This window comes from Hydrogenophaga sp. Root209, from assembly GCF_001428625.1.
Taxonomy (GTDB): Bacteria; Pseudomonadota; Gammaproteobacteria; order Burkholderiales; family Burkholderiaceae_C; genus Hydrogenophaga.
The window spans coordinates 104,561-119,469 of sequence record NZ_LMIE01000001.1 but is presented as its reverse complement, the minus strand read 5'-3'; the positions used below and the strand labels follow the sequence as shown (position 1 = coordinate 119,469).

The window sequence follows — 14,909 nt, the reverse complement described above, 5'->3', positions numbered from 1 at the left end:
CTCGGGGGCCCGCGTTCGCGCGAGGGGGTCAGGTATATTGCCCGAGGCCTTCCTGCCGGTGTCTGCCCCTTGCCCATGCCCCCTGTTCCGCACGCCTCCCTGATCGTTCGCGGCCTGCTGCTGCTGATCGTGGCCGCTGGCGTCTACTTCTTCCGGGGCTTTCTGGTGCCGGTGCTGGCTGCGCTCATCATTGGGTTCGCCAGCTGGCCGCTTTACCGCCGAGGTGTGCGGGCTTGCGGCGGCAACACCACGCTGGCGGCCAGTCTGGCGCTGGTGATCGTGATCGTGGTGCTCATCGTGCCGCTCACCCTGGCGCTGCACTACGCGCTCAAGGAAGCCAGCGGCTTCGTGACCTGGCTGCTCGACGTCAACCGCAATGGAGCGCCGCCGCCACCCTGGATCGAAGCGCTGCCCTGGGTGGGCAAGACGCTGGCCATCTACTGGCGCGAACACCTGGGCGAACCGCAAGCGCTGGGCGACTGGATCCAGATCCTCAGTGGCCAGCACATCGGCAACATCTACCGCACGGTGCTCAGCGCCACGGGCGACATCGTCAACCTCGCGCTGACGGTGCTGTTCATGCTGATCACGCTGTTCTTCGTCTACAAGGACGGCGCCCACATCGCCGACCAGCTCGACGGCATCGGTGAGCGCATCCTGCCGTTGCAATGGCAGCGCTTCTCGCGCGTGGTGCCGGCCACCGTCAGCGCCACCGTGACCGGCCTGGGCCTCATCGCCGTGGGCGAGGGCGTGGTGCTGGGCGTGGCGTACTGGATCGCGGGTGTGCCCTCGCCGGTGCTGCTGGGGGTGGTCACCGGCTTCATGGCGCTCATTCCTGGCGGCGCGCCGCTCTCGTTCAGCCTGGTCTCGCTCTACCTGGTGGGCTCGGGGCACCTGTGGGCCGGCGCGGGGCTGTTCACCTGGGGGGCGATCGAACTCTTCATCGTCGACAAGACCCTGCGCCCACGGCTGGTCGGTGGGCCGGTGAAGCTGCCGTTTCTGCCCACGTTCTTTGGCCTGGTGGGCGGCGTGACGACCATGGGCATCGTCGGCCTGTTTGTCGGGCCGGTGCTGATGGCATTGCTGGTGGCGATCTGGCGCGAGTGGTTGCACAGCCTGAACCAGGCGTCCGCATTGCCAGGGGTGTTGCCGCCCGAAGCGGATCCGCCGAGGGATTCCTAATCTGTTTCGCGCACGCGCAGCGCCTCGGTCACACAGGCCGCGCAGATGCAGGCCTGCCCACGTGCTTCGGTGGGAATGCGCGCAAACAACTCGGGGCTGAAGTTGGCGTCCACGCACCAGCATGGCGGCTGTGCCTCGCCGGTGTCGCGCTCGATCTCCATCGCGCAGCGGTTGTCGCCGCCGCACAGAGGGCAGCGGCTGGGGTCAGGGAAGACGGAATCGACCGGGGGGGACATCGGCGCAGTGTATGACGCGTCGGCGATGGAGGTCGCCGTGAACCGAAGGAGACGGCGGGCGTGGCGAAAGGTGTCGGGAAAACTGACACTTCGTTACAACTCCTGGGGGTACTCCCTTAGAGATCAACACCTTGCTGGCCTGGCTCGACTTTTGCTCCGTTTATTGGAGCAAAGAAGTGAGTTCTGGCAAGCCCTCCAGGGGCGTGACATAAATCACACTCATCAACGAACCCAGGCATTCCATGATCCGCTTTCTGACCCGTTTCGCCGCTCCCCTGACCGTGGCCGCCCTGATGGCCGCCGCCCCCGCTGCCCATGCCGCCGTGATGTTCAGTGACAACTTCAACACCGACGCGGGTTCCAGCCTTCTGAATTTCAATGCCTTCGGCAACTGGAACGTCACGGGCGGCAGCGCAAAGAACCCGCACACCGTGGACTACATCCGCACGGGCGGTTACGGCATCGACTGCGTCGGCAATGCCGGTGGTTGCGTGGATCTGGACGGCAGCACCGGACATGCCGGCGTGATGACCACGAAGGATGCGTTTGCGCTGACGGCGGGAACCACCTACCTGTTCTCGCTGGATCTCTCGGGCAACCAGCGCAACAACAACACCGATCGCGTGACCTTCGGCTTCGAAGGCTTCGCGGGCCAGACGGTGGGGCTAACGGGCGACGCATTCAACACGTTCGTGTTCTCGTTCACGCCCGACGCGGACGTGCTGGCCAAAATGTTCATCCAGAACGCCGGCAACGACAACATCGGCGCCATCCTCGACAACGTCTCCCTGAGTTCGGTGGCGGCTGCAGCCGAAGTGCCCGAACCCGGCACGCTGGCCCTGATGGGTCTGGGCCTGGCCGCGCTCGGCCTGCGCCGTCGCCGCGCTGCCTGAGCGACCGGGGTTCCCCCAAAGAAAAACCCCGCTGCACTCCAGCGGGGTTTTTCTTTGGGCGTTCGGGAAAAGCGCGGCCTCAGACCCCCGCCACCACCCCATCGCTGCGCGGATCGGCCGCGCCTTCGATCACACCATTGGGGTGGCGCACCAGCGCGCCCGCATGGCCCATGGTGTCGCTGAAGGGTTCGTCAAACACCTCCACCGTGTGCCCCGCGGCCTTGAGCGCGTCGACCAGCGCCGGGTCGAAGCGGCTCTCCAGCTTCAGCGAGGTGGTCTCATCGCCCCAGGTGCGCCCGAGCAGCCAGCGTGGCGCGGTCACGGCCTGCTGCAGGCCCTGGCCGAAGCGCGCATAGCGCGTGAACACCGCCGCCTGCGTTTGCGGCTGGCCCTCGCCGCCCATGGTGCCGTAGGGCATCACGCGGCCGTCGTCAAAAATGGCCAGCGACGGGTTGAGGGTGTGGAAGGGGCGCATGCCGGGCTTGAGCACGTTGAGCGCCTTCGGGTCGAGCGAAAAACTCGTGCCCCGGTTCTGCCAGACGATGCCGGTGTCCCGCAGCACCACGCCCGAGCCGAACTCCCAGTACACGCTCTGGATGAAGCTCACCGCACGGCCCTGCGCGTCGATGCAGCCCATCCAGATCGTGTCGCCCGGCGCGGCCACGTCGGGCCAGGGCAGGGCCTTGCCGCGGTCGATCTCGGCGGCCAGCTCGGCCAGTGCCGCGGGCTTGAGAAAGCTCCTGGGATCGGCCGGCAGGCGTTGCGGATCGGTCACCACGCGCTCGCGCACGCGGAAGGCGCGTTTGGTGGCTTCCACCAGGCCGTGCACGTGCGCGAAGCCTTCGCCCTCGGTCACGCCCAGGCGCTCGAACAGGCCCAGGATCATCAAGGCCGACAGGCCTTGTGTGGGCGGCGGCAGGTTGTAGACCGTGCTGTCGTTGAGCCGCACCGACAGCGGCTCGACAATCTGCGCCTGGTAGGCCGCGAGGTCGCTGGCGCGCAACGGGCTGCCCACGCGTTCGAGCTCGGCGCCGATGCGTGCGGCGAGTTCACCACGGTAGAAGTCGTCCAGGCCGCGATCGGCCAGTTGCTCCAGCGTGCGGCCCAGCGTGGCCTGCTTGAGGATGTGGCCCACGGCGGGTGGCTGGCCATGGACCAGGTGGGTCTGCGCAAAACCGGGCGCATCTTTCAGACCGTCGAACTTCTCGCGCGTGAGCGCGGCCTGGCTTTCGGTGACGGCAATGCCGTTGTGCGCGTGGCGAATGCCGTCGGCCAGCAGGCGCGACAAGGGCAGGGCGGGGCCCCAGGCGGTCGCCACGTCGAGTGCCTTGGCCCAGCCGCCGATGGTGCCGGCCACGGTGAGGGCGGCCTTGGGGCCGCGCGAGGGGATGGCGTCGTGGCCGGCGTAAAAATCCAGGTCGGCCAGAGCGGCGGCCGGGCCGCAGGCAGAGATGGCCACGGGTTCCTTGCCGGGTTCGTGGATGAGCCAGAAGCCGTCGCCGCCGATGGCGTTCATGTGCGGGTACACCACCGCAATGGCCGCGGCCGCGGCCACCATGGCCTCGACCGCGTTGCCGCCATCGCGCAGCACGTCGCGCCCGGCCTGCGCGGCCAGGTGGTGCGGCGCGACAAACATGCCGCCCAGAGCGGTGAGGGTGTGGATCATCCGGGAGTCTCCAGGTGGGTCATGAGGTCAGGTCAGCAGGTCATGAAGCATTCGCGCGGCCGTGAGTGCGAGAAACGTCGCGGACACCTTGCGCAGTCGCTTCATGTTGATCGAGTGCGCAAGTTTCGCACCCTGCCGGTGGTGGCCAAGCCACCGGCACGCCATGCCGCCTGTCGCCTGCATGCCCCCGCCGTGCCCCTGCGCTGTTCATCGCCCGTTCACAGGCGTACAACCGGGTTGAGGAAACGGTATGAACAGTATGGTTCGTTTTTTCCAGCCCGTTGGTCTCGCCTTGGCGGGTCTGCTGGTCGGCGCCGCATCGGCGGCCCAGGGCACTTGTGTGCAAGATCCAACCCGCGCACACGAGCTGCGCGTGCTTGACGAAATCCAGATCACCGAACTGATGGAGCGCCACGAGGTGGTGGCCGCGCCCCGGCGGCTGCACACCATGCTCGCCAGCCTGGTGGCCGCATCACCCAAGCTGCGCCAGGGCCCGGCCGTGCACTTGCTGGCCTACGAAGATGCGGAGCTCAACGCCTACGCCGCCGACCACGGCATGGTCATCCTCACCAGCGCCATGTGGAGCGCAAAAGAAGACCTGTCTGATGATGAACTGGCCGCGGTGATGGCCCACGAACTCGCGCACATCGAGGGCCGGGACTCGCTGGTGGAGGCCTGCGCCAACCTGCAACGCCTGGGGCAATCCGCGATGCGATTCGAAGACGCCCGCGACCGCATGGCACTCGAAATGTTCAATCCCCGCTCAAGCCTGGCCCGCCAGGCTCAGCAGCAATTGCACGCGCAGGAACACGCCGCCGACGTGCGCGCCATCGAACTCCTGCGCCGCGTGGGGCGCAACCCGCAGGCCATGGTGAGCGTGCTGGCCAAGATCCACGGCACCACGCCGTCGGCCCTGAACCTGCTGATGGGCACCACGCACCCGGAACTGCGCACGCGGCTGGCGCAGGCCCAGGCGGCGGTGGATGCGGCCAACCAAGCTCGGCCCCATCAACCTGTGAAGTGAGCTACCAGGGCCTCTCCCCAGGCCCACGGCCCGGTGATCGTCAGCGTCACGGTGGTCCAGTCGCCCTCGGTTTGCACGAGTTGGTCGGCGTCCCACGCGCCGCCTTCGTCCAGCGGGCCGCGTGGTCCAGGGCTGTGTCGCTCGACCCAGGCCAGCACGCTCTGCACTTCTTCCATCACTTCGGGTAGCTGCGACGCCCGCACGCTGGCCATGGCGTCCCAGGTGCCGGTGCCTTCGCCGTCGTCGCTGGTGTCGAAGATCAAGTAGTTCAGGGGCATGGCGGGAGCTTATTCGGTTCGCACGCTGTTCAGGGTTAACCCGCATTTGGTTGGTATTGCAACTGGTTGGCAATACAACCATAATTCCACCCATCAATACCGATGCCATTTCCCCTCGAGTGGCGCAACAACCAGGAGACAAACATGTCCATCTCACGACGCGTTCTCTGCGGCACGGCCCTGGCGGCCGCCGTCCTGTCCACCGCGCCGGTTCACGCGCAGGACCAGGCCATCAAGGTGGGCATCATTGGCCCGTTCTCCGGTCCGTTTGCACACTACGGCACCTTGTTCAAGTCGGGTGTGGAAGCCTATGTGGCGAGCCAGGGCGGCAAGCTCGCGGGCAAGTCCGTGGAATTCATCTACCGCGACACGGGTGGCCCAAACCCGGCGCAGACGCGGGTCCTGGCGCAGGAGCTGATCGTCAAGGACAAGGTGGACTACCTGGGTGGCTTTGTCTTCACGCCCAATGCGCTGGCGGTCGCGCCGCTGATCCAGCAGTCGCAGACGCCCACCGTCATCTTCAACGCGGCCACGTCCTCCATCACCGAGAAGTCGGATTACTTCATCCGCAGCAGCTACACGCTGTGGCAGGTGACGGTGCCGCTGGCCCAGTGGGCCGCCAAGCAGGGCATCCAGAGGGTGGTGACGGCGGTGACCGACTACGGCCCGGGCCTGGACGCGGAAGCGGCGTTCAAGAGCGAGTTCACCAAGCAGGGCGGTGCGGTGGTTGAAACCATCCGCATGCCGATCGCCACCACGGACTTCGGCCCGTTCGCGCAGCGCATCCGAGCCAGTGGCGCCCAGGCGGTCTACACCTTCCTGCCCGGTGGTCCGCCGAACCTGGGCTTCGTCAAGGCCTACAACGAGAACGGTCTGGCCAAGGCCGGCATCCAGTTCCTGGGTACCGCCGAAACGGACGAGTTCGATCTGCAGAAATTCGGTGACGCGGCGGTGGGCCTCACCACCGCATTCCACTACTCCGGCGCGCACGACTCGCCAACGAACAAGGCCTTCGTCGCCGCGCTGAAGAAGCAGAACCCGGCCGCGGTGGCCAACTACGCGTCCGTGGGTGCCTGGGACGGCATGTACGTGATCCACAAGATGATCGAGGCCACGGGTGGCCAGAAGAACGGCGCGAAGGCACTGGCGGCGGCGCGCGAGCTGCAGTGGGAAAGCCCGCGCGGCCCGGTGCGCATCGACGCCAAGTCGCGCCACATCACCCAGAACGTCTACCTGCGCAAGGTGGAGAAAGTGGGTGACGTGCTGGTCAACAAGGAAGTGCAGAGCTTCGGACCGCAGGTCGACTTCGGTCTGACCCCGTAAGCGCAGATGCCAACGGACGCACCAACGTGATCACGCTCTCCAACATCCTGATCGACGGGCTGGCCTACGGCATGGTGCTGTTCGTCATTGCCGTCGGCCTGTCGGTCACGCTGGGGCTCATGCGCTTCGTGAACCTGAGCCATGGCGCGTTCGCCATGGTGGGGGGCTACTGCGCGGCCTTGCTGACCCGGGAGCTCCAGTGGAGCTTCTGGATCGCCGTGCCGCTGGCGGTGCTGGCGACCGGGCTGCTGGGCGCCATTCTGGAGGCGGTCATCCTGCGCCACCTGTACCAGCGCAAGGAGCTCGACCAGGTGCTCTTCACGATCGGTTTGACCTTTGTACTGATTGCGTCGACCAATGCACTGGTCGGCCCCCAGGTGCAGATGATCCAGTTGCCGCCCTCGCTGTCGGGCTCCGTGGACTTGGGCTTCCGCACCTTGCCGGCGCAGCGGCTGCTCGTGATCGGTGTCGGCATCGCCGTGGCTGTGCTGGCGGCCTTGACGGTGACGCGCACGCGCTTCGGCATCTGGCTGCGGGCGGCGGTGGACCATGCGGGCACCGCCTCGTCGCTGGGCATTCCCATCCGCCTGGTGCAGTGCCTGACCTTCGCCGCGGGCGCGGCCTTGGCTGGCCTGGGTGGCGTGCTCGGGGCGGAAGTCATGCCACTGGAGCCGTACTACGCCTTGAAGTACCTGGTGCTGGTGCTGGTGGTCGTGGCAGTCGGTGGCATGGGCAGCATCGCGGGCTCGCTGTGCGCGGCCATCGTGCTTGGCCTGATCGAAACCGCGAGCAAGTACCTGGCCTCGGACTGGGGCAGCCTCTTTTTCTTCGCCGCCATGGCCCTTTTCCTGGCATGGCGCCCCAACGGATTGTTGAAACGATGAACGCCATGAGCTTGTTCAAGACACGTTCGCTCACGCCTCAGCGCGAAAGCGACGACGGCTCGCCGCGCTGCGCGCCGGCCTGGCGCGCGCCGTTGCTGACGCTGGCCTTGGGCCTGGCCGCCTGTCTGCTGCTGCCCGACCAGCTGGGCCTGCTCTCGCGCATCTTCATCATGGGTCTCTTCGTGCTGTCGCTGGATCTGGTGGTGGGCATTGCGGGGCTGGCCACCCTGGGCCACGCCGCCATGTTTGGCGTCGGCGCCTACGCCGCGGGGGCCTTCGCCCTGCGTGTCATGCCCGACCCCCTGGTGGGCCTGGCGGTCGGCATCCTGGCGGGTGCCGTGCTGGCTGGCGCCACCGGTGCGTTCCTGCTCCGTTACCAGGGCTTCACCTTTCTCATGCTCACCGTGGCGGTGGCCCAGATGGTGCTGTCGCTGGCGCACAAGGCGCGCGACCTCACCGGCGGCGATGACGGCCTCTCGGGTTACGTGATGGGCCCGCTGCTGGGCCACTTCCAGTTCGATCTCGAAGGCCGGCTGGCCGCGTTCTACGCGCTGGCGGTGTTGGTGGTCTTCTTCTATGTCGCTCGCCGCCTGGTGGACTCGCCCTTCGGACTGGCCGTGCGGGGCATCCATGAGAACCGGGCCCGGATGGCCGCCTTGGGCACGCCGGTGTACCGCCGTCTGTGGGCCATGTATGCCATCGCCGGCGCGTTGGCCGGGGCGGCGGGTGCGCTGTCTGCGCAGGTCACTTCCGTGGTGGGGCTGGACAGCCTGTCGTTCTCCCTGTCTGCCGAGGCCCTGGTCATGCTGATCCTGGGTGGCGCCGGGCGTCTGAGTGGGGCCTTGGTCGGTGCGGCGGTTTTCCTGATGCTTCACCACACCGCGGCCTCCATCAACCCCTACCACTGGCTGTTTGTGGTGGGCGGCATGTTGATGCTGGTGGTGCTGGTGCCGCCTGCCAAGGCGATGGCCTCGTTGCGTGCGCGGTGGGGGAGCAGGTCGTGAACAGTCTTCTTGAACTGCGCCACCTCGACAAGCGTTTTGGTGTCATCCATGTGACGCGCGACGTCTCGTTCCAGCTCGCACCGGGCGACCGCCTGGCGCTCATCGGTCCCAACGGCGCCGGCAAGACCACGCTGGTGAACCAGATCAGTGGTGTGCTCCCTGCCGACAGCGGCGAGATCTGGCTGCGTGGCGAGAACGTGTCCCGCCTGGGCCAGGCCCAGCGCGTGCGTGCGGGGCTCGCGCGCACCTTCCAGATCACCACACTGGCACCGCACTTCCCGGTGCAGCGCCAGATCGAGCTGGCGCTGTTCGAACGCGAAGGCCTCGGCGGCAGCTTCTGGCGCAGCATCGACAGCTTCCCAGCACTCAAGGCCGAAGCGCACGCGCTGCTGGGTCGGTTCGGCCTTCGCAGCCAGGCCGCCACACCCACGCAGGACCTGGCCTACGGCGAACAACGCCTCATCGAGATGGCGCTGGCCATGGCGCTGCGGCCCAAGGTGCTGTTGCTCGACGAACCCATGGCCGGCGTGCCCAAGGGCGACGGCGCGCGCCTGCTCGCAGCGCTTGACGCCCTGCCCAGGGATCTCGCGGTCTTGATCATCGAGCACGACATGGACCTGGTGTTCCGCTTCGCCAGCCGCATCCTGGTGCTCGCCGAGGGCGCGGTGCTGGCGGACGGCACGCCGGACGAGATCCGCCGCGACCCCAAGGTCCGCGCGGCCTACCTGGGAAATTGAGATGTCGAACTGGATGCTTGAAGTCAAGGACGCCACGGCCGGCTACGGCCCCACGACCGTGCTTGACGGGCTGTCGTTCCAGGTGGCTGCCGGCGAACGCCTGGCCATGATCGGGCGCAACGGCGTGGGCAAGACCACGGCGCTGCGCGCCGTCATGGGCCTGATTCCGCTGCGCTCGGGCGCCATCACCTTCCAGGGCGAAGAGGTCACGCGCCTGTCCGCGCACCAGCGCGCGCAGCGTGGCCTGGGCTATGTGCCGCAGACCCGCGACGTGTTCCCTTCGTTGACCGTTGAAGAGAACCTGTTGGCCGGACTCAAGCACCGGCCCCGCTCGGCGCTGAGCGATGCCTACGATCTCTTCCCGCGCCTGGCGGAGCGCCGCCGCAATGGCGGTGCGCAGCTCTCGGGCGGCGAGCAGCAGATGCTTTCCGTGGCCCGCGCGATTCTGGGGCAACCGCAACTGATCCTGCTGGACGAGCCGCTGGAGGGCCTGGCCCCGCTGATCCGCCTGGAGCTGCTGCGTGCGTTCGGTGCCATGAGCCGGCAGACCGGCATCGGCGTGGTCATCGTGGAGCAACAGGTGGACGAGGCCCTGTCCTATGCGGGCCGTGCCATCGTGCTGGACCACGGCGTGGTGGTGCACGGTGCGAATGCCGCCGAACTCGCGAGCGACACCGAAACGCTCGAGCGCTGGGTCGGAATGGCGGTGCACTGAGATGTTTGCCGAGAATAGAGGCATGAAAACCTCCAAGCCCTCCACCGCAGCCACCAACGAGTCCGTCAAGAAGATCGACCTGGACCATTACGTCCCGGCCTACCTGACCTGGACGTCCAACAAACTGTCCCGTGGTGCGTCCCAGCACTACCTGAAGGTCTTCGGGGTGGGCATCGAGACATGGCGCTGCCTGGTGCTGCTGGCCATCGAGGGATCGATCTCTGCGCAGCAGGTCTCGCGCGTCATCGGCATGGACAAGGCCTCGGTGAGCCGCTGCTTCAAGACCATGCAGGAGAGCGGCTTCATCCGCATCGCATTGGACCCGCGCGATGGCCGTGCCCGCATCGCGGTGCTGACCGCCAAGGGCCGCGCCCTGCACGACGAGATCCGTGAAGTGGCGCTGGAGCGCGAGCGCGCTTTCCTGGAAGTGCTGTCCGACGACGAATCTGAAACCCTGCTGAACCTGCTGCGGCGCCTGCACGAGAACCTGCCGGCCGTGGAAACCGCGACCCAGCGCTTCATCGAGCAGAAGTACGCGAAACCCAAGAAGCCCCGCAAGCGGGCGCCGAACGAGACCGATTGACCATGGTGGAACTGGACGTCAGGGTGCGCGCGCGCCAACAGGAGGCCGATGGCATCTGCAGCTTCGAACTGGAGCCCGTCGGCGCGAGCGAGCTGCCGGTCTTCAGCGCCGGGGCTCACATCGACGTTCAGGTCGCGCCCGGCGTGATCCGCCAGTACTCCCTGTGCGGTCACCCGCAGGAGCGGCGCAGCTGGCGCATCGGCGTGCTGCGCGAGCCGCAGTCGCGCGGCGGCTCGGCCGGCATGCACGACCGGGTGCAGGTGGGTTCGGTGCTCAAGGTCAGCGCGCCCCGGAACCTGTTTGAACTCGTCGAAAAATCCCCGCACAGCGTGCTGGTGGCGGGCGGCATCGGCGTCACGCCCATCCTCGCGATGGCGCAGCACCTGCAAAGCGGCGGGCGTTCCTTTGAAGTGCACTACTGCGCGCGCTCGCCCGAGCGCATGGCGTTCCGCAACGAGATGTCGGCGGGCCCCTTGGCCGGCCACTGCCGCCTCTACTTCAACGATGCAGCGCCCGAGCAGACCTTCGATGTGCACGCGATGTTGAAGGCCGTGCCCGCTGGCGCGCACCTGTACATCTGCGGCCCCGCCGGTTTCATGGAGTTCGTGCTGTCGGCCGCGCGCACCGCGGGCTGGCCGCAAGAACGCCTGCACCGCGAGCACTTTGCCGCCGCGACCGTCGTGAACACCACGGGCGACCGGCCGTTCCAGGTCCGCCTGCAGCGCAGCGGCACCACGCTGGCCGTGCCGGCTGACCACAGCGTGCTGCAGGTGCTGCTGGGCCACGGTATTGACGTGGACTACTCGTGCGAGGCGGGTGTCTGCGGCAGCTGCCTCACCCGCGTGCTCGAAGGCACGCCCGAGCACCGCGACACCTTTCTGACGGACGCGGAGCGCGCCGCCAACGACCAGTTCACGCCCTGCTGTTCCCGCTCGACATCGCCCACGCTGGTCCTCGACCTGTGAGGGCTGCCCGACCGCCATCCAAGGAGATTTCCATGAACGCCGAATGCATCGCCATCCAACCGATCCAGACGCCCGCCAGCCGCCTCGGCAGGTTCCCGCTGAACCAGTGGTACATGGCCGGCTTCTCGACCGACCTGACCGACAAGCCCGTGGGCCGGACCTTCCTGAACCAGAAGGTCGTGCTGTTCCGCACCGGTGAGGGCCAGGTCGCCGCGCTGGAAGACCGTTGCTGCCACCGTTCGCTGCCATTGTCGTGCGGCACGGTGGAAACATCGGGTGTGCGCTGCGGCTACCACGGCATGCTCTACGCCCCCAATGGCACCTGCATCGAGATTCCGGGCCAGGAGCGCATTCCCGCCAAGGCCAGGGTCAAGACCTTCCACGTCGCCGAGAAGAACCACATCGTCTGGATCTGGATGCCGAAGGAAGAAGGCGGCGCGCCCACGGTCGAGGCGCCCGACTACCGCTGGCACGACGATCCCCGCTACAAGTTCGGCTCCGGTCAGTACCACTACAACGCGCCGTGGCAACTGATCCACGACAACCTGCTGGACCTGAGTCACCTGGGCTATGTGCACCTGAAGACCATCGGCGGCAACGCCAAGCTGCACATGAGCGCCAAGATGAACGTCACGCAGGAAGGTGACACGGTCAAGGTGGTGCGCCTCATGCCGGGCTCCACGCCACCACCCACCTACAAGGCCGCCTGGCCTTTCGGCGACACCTGCGACCGCTGGCAGGAAATCGAGTTCGAACTCTCGCACCTCAAGATCTGGACCGGTGCCGTGGAGCCGGGCACCGACGCCATCGACGACCCCGAGCGCGGTGGCTTCCACATGCGCGGCCTGCACGGCATCACGCCCGAGACCGAAGAGTCCTGCCACTACTTCTGGAGCATGTCGAGCACCAAGCACCCCGACATGCCCGAGAACATCGAGGCGGTCATCGAGCAGACGGCTTTCACCTTCGACGAGGACCGCGTGGTGATCGAAGAGCAGTACCGCAACATTCAGCGCTTTGGCGGCAAGCCCAACTGGCTCGACATCCACGTGGACGTGGGCGGCAACCGCGCACGCCGCATCGTGGAGCGGTTGATTGCGGACTCGGTCGATCCGCAGCCGGCGTAAGCCCTCACCCCAGACCTCTCCCAGCGGGAGAGGGCGTGGATGCGGGGATCAGCCCGCCTTCACCTTCAAGCGCCACGCATGCAGCAGCGGCTCGGTGTACCCGCTCGGCTGTGCCTTGCCCTTGAACACCAGGTCCAGCGCGGCCTGGTAGGCCATGCTGGTCTTGAAGTTGCCGGCCATCCTCTTGTAGAGCGGGTCACCGGCGTTCTGGCCGTCCACCACGGCGGCCATGCGTTCAAAGGTCTTGGTCACCTGCGCTTCGGTCACCACGCCGTGGTGCAGCCAGTTGGCGATGTGCTGGCTGCTGATGCGCAGCGTGGCGCGGTCTTCCATCAGGCCCACGTTGTGGATGTCGGGCACCTTGGAGCAGCCCACGCCCTGGTCGACCCAGCGCACCACATAGCCCAGGATGCCCTGCACGTTGTTGTCCAGCTCCTGCTGCTTCTCCGCATCGCTCCAGTTCGGTGTGGCCGTCACGGGGATGGTGAGCAGGCCGGTGAGCAACACGTCGCGCTCTTTGTTGGCGTCGATCTTCTCCAGCTCCTTCTGCACGTCGCTCACCAGCACCTGGTGGTAGTGAAGGCTGTGCAGCGTGGCGCCGGTGGGGCTGGGCACCCAGGCGGTGTTGGCGCCGGCCTTGGGGTGGCCGATCTTCTGCTTGAGCATTTCGGCCATCAGGTCGGGCATGGCCCACATGCCCTTGCCGATCTGCGCCTTGCCGCGCAGCCCGCAGCTCAGGCCCACCAGCACGTTGTTGCGCTCGTAGCTCTGGATCCAGGCGCTGGTTTTCATGTCGCCCTTGCGCACCATGGGGCCGGCCAGCATGGCGCTGTGCATCTCGTCGCCGGTGCGGTCCAGGAAGCCGGTGTTGATGAAGGCCACGCGGCTGGAGGCCGCAGCAATGCAGGCCTTGAGGTTCACAGACGTGCGGCGCTCCTCGTCCATGATGCCGAGCTTGACCGTGCTCTCGGGCAGGCCGAGCAGCTTCTCCACGCGCCCAAAGAGTTCGGCGGCAAACGCCACCTCGGCCGGGCCGTGCATCTTGGGCTTGACGATGTAGACCGAGCCCTTGCGCGAGTTGCGGATGGCGTCTTTCTTGGTGCGCTTCAAGTCGTGCAGGGCGATGGTGGTGGTGACCACCGCGTCCATGATGCCTTCGGGAATCTCTTTGCCTTCAGCGCCCCAGAGGATGGCCGGGTTCGTCATGAGGTGGCCCACGTTGCGCAGGAACATGAGCGAGCGGCCATGCAGGCGAACCGCGTTCTTCTTGCCGTTGGGCGCGGTGTACTCGCGGTCGGCGTTGAGCCCACGCGTGAAGGTGGTGCCGCCCTTGCTCACCGACTCGGTCAGCGTGGCCTGCAAGATGCCCAGCCAGTTGCTGTAGGCCAGCACCTTGTCTTCGGCGTCCACGGCGGCGATGGAGTCTTCCAGGTCGAGGATGGTGGAGAGCGCGGCTTCGAGCACGAGGTCGCTCACGCCGGCCGCGTCCGTCTTGCCGATGGGCATGTTGCGGTCGATTTGAATGTCGAGGTGCAGGCCGTTGTGCTTGAGCAGCACCGAGCTGGGCGCCTTGGCCTCGCCCTGGTAGCCCACCAGCTGCGACTTGTTGGCCAGCTTGCTGGTGCCGCCTTCGGCCAGACCCACCACCAGCTCGCCGTCCTTGTTGATCTTGTAGCCGGTGGAGCCCACATGCGAGCCCTTCTTCAGCGGCGCGGTGCGGTCCAGCACATGGCGCGCGTATTCAATGACCTTGGCGCCGCGCATGGGGTTGTAGCCGCCCTTCTTGCCGACCTTCTCGCAGCCCTTGTCTTCCGAAATCACATCGGTGCCGTACAGCGCGTCGTACAGCGAACCCCAGCGCGCGTTGGCCGCGTTCAGCGCATAGCGCGCATTCAGGATCGGCACCACCAGCTGCGGGCCGGCCTGCACAGCCAGCTCGTCGTCCACGTTCTTGGTGGTGGCCTTCACCTTCTTGGGCTGTGGCACCAGGTAGCCATTGCCCTCGAGGAACGCGCGGTACGCCGCCATGTCGGCGATCGGGCCGGGGTGGGCTGCGTGCCAGGTGTCCAGCTCGGTCTGCAGGCGGTCGCGCTCGGCGAGCAGCGCGGCGTTCTTGGGCGCGAGGTCGGACACGATGGCGTCAAAGCCCGCCCAGAAGGCGGACTCGCTCACGCCGGTGCCGGGCAACACTTTCTGGTTGATGAAGTCGGCCAGGACGGTGGCGACCTGAAGGCCGTGGATGGAAGTGCGTTGTGTCATGAGGTGCTCCCGCAGAAGTGAGTCAGTGAAAGA

Annotated in this window: 15 protein-coding genes; 11 read left to right on the top strand and 4 right to left on the bottom strand. The window is 66.9% G+C overall.

Features of this window, described 5'->3' with window-relative positions; genetic code table 11:
* The first annotated feature begins 75 nt into the window (after positions 1-75).
* Positions 76-1,182: an AI-2E family transporter gene (locus ASE11_RS00615; protein ID WP_056264285.1), complete on the top strand. Its 1,107-nt coding sequence runs from the start codon at positions 76-78 to the stop codon at positions 1,180-1,182.
* On the opposite strand, the gene ASE11_RS00610 is transcribed toward ASE11_RS00615, so the two are convergent.
* Positions 1,179-1,418, bottom strand: coding sequence for a cysteine-rich CWC family protein (locus ASE11_RS00610; protein ID WP_056264281.1), 240 nt, complete (start codon positions 1,416-1,418; stop codon positions 1,179-1,181). The genes ASE11_RS00615 and ASE11_RS00610 overlap by 4 nt on opposite strands.
* A gap of 242 nt (positions 1,419-1,660) precedes the next feature.
* Here ASE11_RS00610 and ASE11_RS00605 point away from each other — a divergent pair, with 242 nt between their 5' ends.
* On the top strand, positions 1,661-2,311 hold the full coding sequence (locus ASE11_RS00605) for a PEP-CTERM sorting domain-containing protein (RefSeq protein WP_056264278.1): 651 nt from the start codon (positions 1,661-1,663) through the stop codon (positions 2,309-2,311).
* 79 nt (positions 2,312-2,390) lie between these two features.
* Here the strand turns inward: ASE11_RS00605 and ASE11_RS00600 are convergent, their stop codons facing one another.
* On the bottom strand, positions 2,391-3,977 hold the full coding sequence (locus ASE11_RS00600) for a gamma-glutamyltransferase family protein (protein WP_056264275.1): 1,587 nt from the start codon (positions 3,975-3,977) through the stop codon (positions 2,391-2,393).
* Positions 3,978-4,227: 250 nt separating this feature from the next.
* Here ASE11_RS00600 and ASE11_RS00595 point away from each other — a divergent pair, with 250 nt between their 5' ends.
* On the top strand, positions 4,228-5,001 hold the full coding sequence (locus tag ASE11_RS00595; RefSeq protein WP_056264271.1) for a M48 family metalloprotease: 774 nt from the start codon (positions 4,228-4,230) through the stop codon (positions 4,999-5,001).
* On the opposite strand, the gene ASE11_RS00590 is transcribed toward ASE11_RS00595, so the two are convergent.
* Complete coding sequence (locus ASE11_RS00590; RefSeq protein WP_056264266.1) at positions 4,986-5,279, bottom strand: hypothetical protein; 294 nt, start codon at positions 5,277-5,279, stop codon at positions 4,986-4,988. The genes ASE11_RS00595 and ASE11_RS00590 overlap by 16 nt on opposite strands.
* Positions 5,280-5,423: 144 nt before the next feature.
* Here ASE11_RS00590 and ASE11_RS00585 point away from each other — a divergent pair, with 144 nt between their 5' ends.
* The 8 genes from ASE11_RS00585 to ASE11_RS00550 are packed head-to-tail and all read left to right on the top strand — an operon-like array spanning position 5,424 to position 12,617.
* Positions 5,424-6,602 (top strand): ABC transporter substrate-binding protein, encoded by a 1,179-nt coding sequence (locus ASE11_RS00585; RefSeq protein ID WP_156406181.1) that lies wholly within the window; start codon positions 5,424-5,426, stop codon positions 6,600-6,602.
* 26 nt (positions 6,603-6,628) lie between these two features.
* Entirely contained in the window at positions 6,629-7,486 is an 858-nt protein-coding gene (locus ASE11_RS00580) for a branched-chain amino acid ABC transporter permease (protein ID WP_082585417.1), read from the top strand.
* Positions 7,487-7,491: 5 nt separating this feature from the next.
* The gene (locus tag ASE11_RS00575; protein WP_056265541.1) at positions 7,492-8,490 is read left to right on the top strand and encodes a branched-chain amino acid ABC transporter permease; all 999 of its coding nucleotides are present in this window, start codon (positions 7,492-7,494) and stop codon (positions 8,488-8,490) included.
* The gene (locus tag ASE11_RS00570) at positions 8,487-9,227 is read left to right on the top strand and encodes an ABC transporter ATP-binding protein (protein WP_056265537.1); all 741 of its coding nucleotides are present in this window, start codon (positions 8,487-8,489) and stop codon (positions 9,225-9,227) included. The genes ASE11_RS00575 and ASE11_RS00570 overlap by 4 nt, the downstream gene beginning before the upstream one ends.
* A gap of 1 nt (position 9,228) precedes the next feature.
* Entirely contained in the window at positions 9,229-9,942 is a 714-nt protein-coding gene (locus ASE11_RS00565; RefSeq protein ID WP_056264265.1) for an ABC transporter ATP-binding protein, read from the top strand.
* Positions 9,943-9,964: 22 nt separating this feature from the next.
* Complete coding sequence (locus tag ASE11_RS00560) at positions 9,965-10,525, top strand: MarR family winged helix-turn-helix transcriptional regulator (protein WP_156406180.1); 561 nt, start codon at positions 9,965-9,967, stop codon at positions 10,523-10,525.
* Complete coding sequence (locus tag ASE11_RS00555; RefSeq protein ID WP_200959297.1) at positions 10,522-11,490, top strand: PDR/VanB family oxidoreductase; 969 nt, start codon at positions 10,522-10,524, stop codon at positions 11,488-11,490. Before ASE11_RS00560 ends, ASE11_RS00555 begins: the two co-directional genes overlap by 4 nt.
* A gap of 32 nt (positions 11,491-11,522) precedes the next feature.
* Positions 11,523-12,617, top strand: coding sequence for an aromatic ring-hydroxylating dioxygenase subunit alpha (locus ASE11_RS00550; protein WP_056264259.1), 1,095 nt, complete (start codon positions 11,523-11,525; stop codon positions 12,615-12,617).
* Between the two features lie 48 nt (positions 12,618-12,665).
* Here the strand turns inward: ASE11_RS00550 and ASE11_RS00545 are convergent, their stop codons facing one another.
* Positions 12,666-14,876, bottom strand: a complete 2,211-nt coding sequence (locus tag ASE11_RS00545) for a malate synthase G (RefSeq protein WP_056264255.1) — start codon at positions 14,874-14,876, stop codon at positions 12,666-12,668.
* Between the last annotated feature and the right edge of the window lie 33 nt (positions 14,877-14,909).